This window comes from Megasphaera stantonii, from assembly GCF_025567065.1.
GTDB lineage: Bacteria > Bacillota > Negativicutes > Veillonellales > Megasphaeraceae > Megasphaera > Megasphaera stantonii.
The window spans coordinates 1-3,902 of sequence record NZ_JAOQKD010000042.1 but is presented as its reverse complement, the minus strand read 5'-3'; the positions used below and the strand labels follow the sequence as shown (position 1 = coordinate 3,902).

Sequence of the window (3,902 nt, the reverse complement as noted above, 5' to 3'; positions counted from 1 at the left end):
CATGGACTTCAAGCCCATCGTCAAAGACGTCAAGCTGATGGACGCTCGTATCTTTGAAGACAAACCCATGGGTTTGGAACTGTAATAGTATATCCGTAAGGTAAGCAAGGAGGAGATGCAGAAATGGCAAAAGACGTAAAATATGAAGATATTAAGATCGGTGATAAAGCATCTGTATCGAAGACGATTTCCGAATTCGACGTATATGCCTTTGCCGGCGTAACGACGGACTTCAACCCCGTTCACATCAACAAAGAATTCGCTAAGGATTCCATGTTCAAACAGCGCATTGCCCATGGCATGTTGTCGGCAGGCCTGATTTCGGCCGTACTGGGCACGGAGCTGCCGGGCGTGAACACGATTTACATGAATCAGTCCCTCAGCTTCCTGGCACCGGTATTCTACGGTGATACGCTGACCGCGACGGTAGAATGCAAGGAAAAAGACGATGCAAAACACCGCATTATCTTCAAGACGACCGTAACCAATCAGGACGGCAAGGTCGTAACGGACGGCGAAGCCCGCGTCATGAAAAAATAAGTCAAACGCTCGCTCGTATCCGATGTATCCGGACTTAGAAGCCTAAGCCGATGATTCACTGCTTACATGATTCACCGACAACATGTCCGGTTAAGTAAACGAAACCAACCTTTTAAGTGCTTACAAGCTCTTGCCAACTTGTCTAACCCACATGACAGGTTGGCAAGAGTCTTTTTTTTACAAAATTACTAATGAAGCAGTGAAACACTGTATAAAAAATGGCAATGAGAAGAAGAGGATAGTGCTATATGTGCCGTATATATTGATTTAAATATATGGATATGCGATATAATAGAGGAAGAATGTTCATTTTTGAACAAAAAGAATCATTCCCTTCCTTTTTTCAGCTAGATTAAAAACGCATAATACTTTCTTCGTTTTTTATTGCAGAGAAACAAAAAAGTTTTTTTCTTTTAGAACTGCTACGAGGACTTGAATTAAAGTACAGCATACATGCGTCTATCAGTATTTCATAATAAGGAACAATAGTGTCTGGAATAGACTTTTTATACTTTTTTTCATTCAAGGAATGCAAAGGAAGTCAAAGAATATGGGATAAAATAGCTCTTGAGACGTAAAGCGTTTTACAAGCGAAGAATGAAATTATTTCATATATTAAATGAAGACAGACCATTTTACTTTGCTGAAATGGAAATGCTATGATGAATGTGTAGAATGCATTTTTAGATTTCAATATCCTGAATATTAAGAATGCATTAGCCATGGCTGTTTTATTTTTTAGTCCTTTTAAGTTCTAATTGTCACAAAGTTATAAGGAGTTGAGAGTACACATGGATTTTAACATTCTCGTCATCTTACTCAGCTTGATCGGCCTGATAACGTTCGCATACCGCGGCTTCTCCGTTATCATGATGGCCCCGATCATGGCTATCCTGGCGGCTACGCTGACTGGTTTAGACCTCATGCCTTCATACACCGAATTATTCATGGGTAAAGCCGTAACGTACATCAAATCGTACTTCCCGGTATTCATGTTAGGTGCTATTTTTGGTAAGGTCATGGAAGAAACGGGTCTTGCCCGTGGTTTGGCCAGCGCTATCATCAATGGCTTGGGCAAAGAACCTACAAAAGCCGTTATTTCTATCGTATTGGCCGGTTCGATCCTGACCTACGGCGGCGTTCTCATGTTCGTCGTTGTATTCGCAGTATATCCGTTCGCAGCAGCCCTCTTTAAAGAAGCTGACTATCCGAAACACCTGATTCCGGCCTGCATCGCTTTGGGTGCATTTACGGCTACGATGGACTGCTTGCCCGGTACTCCGCAGATTCAGAACATTATCCCGACGACATATTTCGGCACGAACCTTTATGCCGGCCCGCTTGCTGGTATCATCGGCGCCGTCATCATTTATGGCGTTGGCGGTTTCTTTATTATCCATCGTTTGAAATCCTGCATCGCTAAAGGCGAAGGCTATGGCAATCATACGCTGAACGAACCTGTACTGGACCCGAACGCAAAATTGTTCTCCTGGCAGGTTGCTTGCCTCCCCTTGCTGACTGTATTGGTTGTTAACTTCGTCGTTACGGAATTCGTTGCTTGGAATCCTGATATCCTCGTTCCGTTCCAGCACATGAAGGGCGTTCCCCTCGTAGCTGCTAAAGTGCAGAACGTAGTTAGTATCTGGGCTTTGATCATCGCTCTCGTATGCGGCATTATCGTCGCTTTGATTGCCGGCTGGCGCGAAGTTAAGACTGTAGACAGCATGTCCAAGATCCTCAATGCCGGTGCTATCGGTTCCCTGCTCGCTATCATGAACACGGCATCCGAAGTTGGCTACGGCAACGTTATCTCCCAGCTCCCGGGCTTTGCTGAAGTAGCAGGCTTCCTCATGAGCATTCATATCGGCGGCACGCCGCTCGTATCCGAAGCTGTCAGCGTAACGGTACTTGCTGGTATTACAGGTTCTGCTTCCGGCGGTATGGCTATCGCTTTGGAATTAATGTCCCAGGATTGGCTCGCTTGGGCACAGTCCATCGGCATGGGTCCGGAAATCCTCCACCGTGTTGCTTCCATGGCTTCCGGTGGTTTGGATACCTTGCCTCACAACGGCGCTATCATCACGCTGCTCGCAGTTTGCGGCTTGACGCATAAAGAATCGTATAAAGATATCTTCGTAATTACGGTACTGAAGACCTTCACCGTATTCGTCATCATCTTTATCTATTCTGTAACAGGGCTTCACTAAGATACATCAACATATACAAAAATTTTGTAAAGTTTAAGATGTAAAGCAAAAGGAGATGCTCATCATGGCAAAATTTGTAACGGCTGCTGAAGCAGTACAACAGATTAAAGACGGCGCAACTATCGCAACGAGCGGTTTCGTCGGCGGTTTGATTCCTGAAGCTGTATTGAAAGAAATGGAAGCTTCCTTTAGAGCTAATAATACGCCGAAAGACATGACAGTTATTTATGCTGCAGGCCAGGGCGACAGCGGTGAACGCGGCCTGAACCACCTCGGCGACGAAGGCATGCTGAAACGTATTATCGGCGGTCACTTCAACCTGACACCGCGTTTGGGCGAATTGGTAAATAACAATAAAGTAGAAGCCTACAACCTGCCGCAGGGCACGTTGTCCCAGTGGTTCCGCGACATCGCGGGCCGCCGTCCCGGCACGATTACCAAAGTCGGCCTCCGTACCTTCGTTGATCCTCGTCTGGAAGGCGGCAAAATCAACGATGTAACGAAGGAAGATATCGTTGAAGTTATTGAATTGGGCGGCGAAGAATGGCTCTGGTATCATCCGCACAAAATTGATGTAGCTATCATCCGCGGCACGACAGCCGACGAAGACGGCAACGTTACGATGGACGGCGAAATCGGCACGGGCGAAGCCTTGGCTATCGCTGAAGCGGCTAAAGCCTGCGGCGGTATCGTTATCGTTCAGGTAAAAGATGTAGCAGCCAAGAATACGCTGGACCCGAGAGACGTTAAGATCCCCGGCGTAATCGTCGACTATGTCGTAAAAGCTGACGAAGCTGACCATATGATGACTTGGGATTATGCGTACAACCCGGCATTCAACGGCGATGTAAAAGTTCCTCTGGATTCGGTAGCTCCGCTGAAACTGAACAACCGCAAGATCATTGCCCGCCGCTGCGCTATGGAACTGATTCCCGACGCAGTCGTAAACCTCGGTATCGGCATGCCTGAAGGCGTATCGGTAGTCGCTGCTGAAGAAGGCATCGACAGCATGGTGCTGACGACAGAAGCAGGCACCATCGGCGGCGTACCGGCCGGTGGCCTGAGCTTCGGTGCAGCCACGAACGCCTCGGTTATCCTCGACCAGCCGTACCAGTTTGACTTCTATGACGGCGGCGGCGTAGACCTGGCAATCCT

Annotated in this window: 3 protein-coding genes; all 3 read left to right on the top strand. The window is 47.2% G+C overall.

Annotated features, from left to right (window positions below):
* Positions 1 to 123: 123 nt before the first annotated feature.
* On the top strand, positions 124 to 540 hold the full coding sequence (locus tag OCV58_RS12080) for a MaoC family dehydratase (RefSeq protein WP_087478870.1): 417 nt from the start codon (positions 124 to 126) through the stop codon (positions 538 to 540).
* A gap of 791 nt (positions 541 to 1,331) precedes the next feature.
* Positions 1,332 to 2,747, top strand: a complete 1,416-nt coding sequence (locus tag OCV58_RS12075; RefSeq protein ID WP_087478871.1) for a GntP family permease — start codon at positions 1,332 to 1,334, stop codon at positions 2,745 to 2,747.
* Between the two features lie 64 nt (positions 2,748 to 2,811).
* Positions 2,812 to 3,902, top strand: a 1,091-nt coding sequence (locus tag OCV58_RS12070) for a malonate decarboxylase subunit alpha (protein ID WP_154878001.1), incomplete at its 3' end; no start/stop codon positions are given.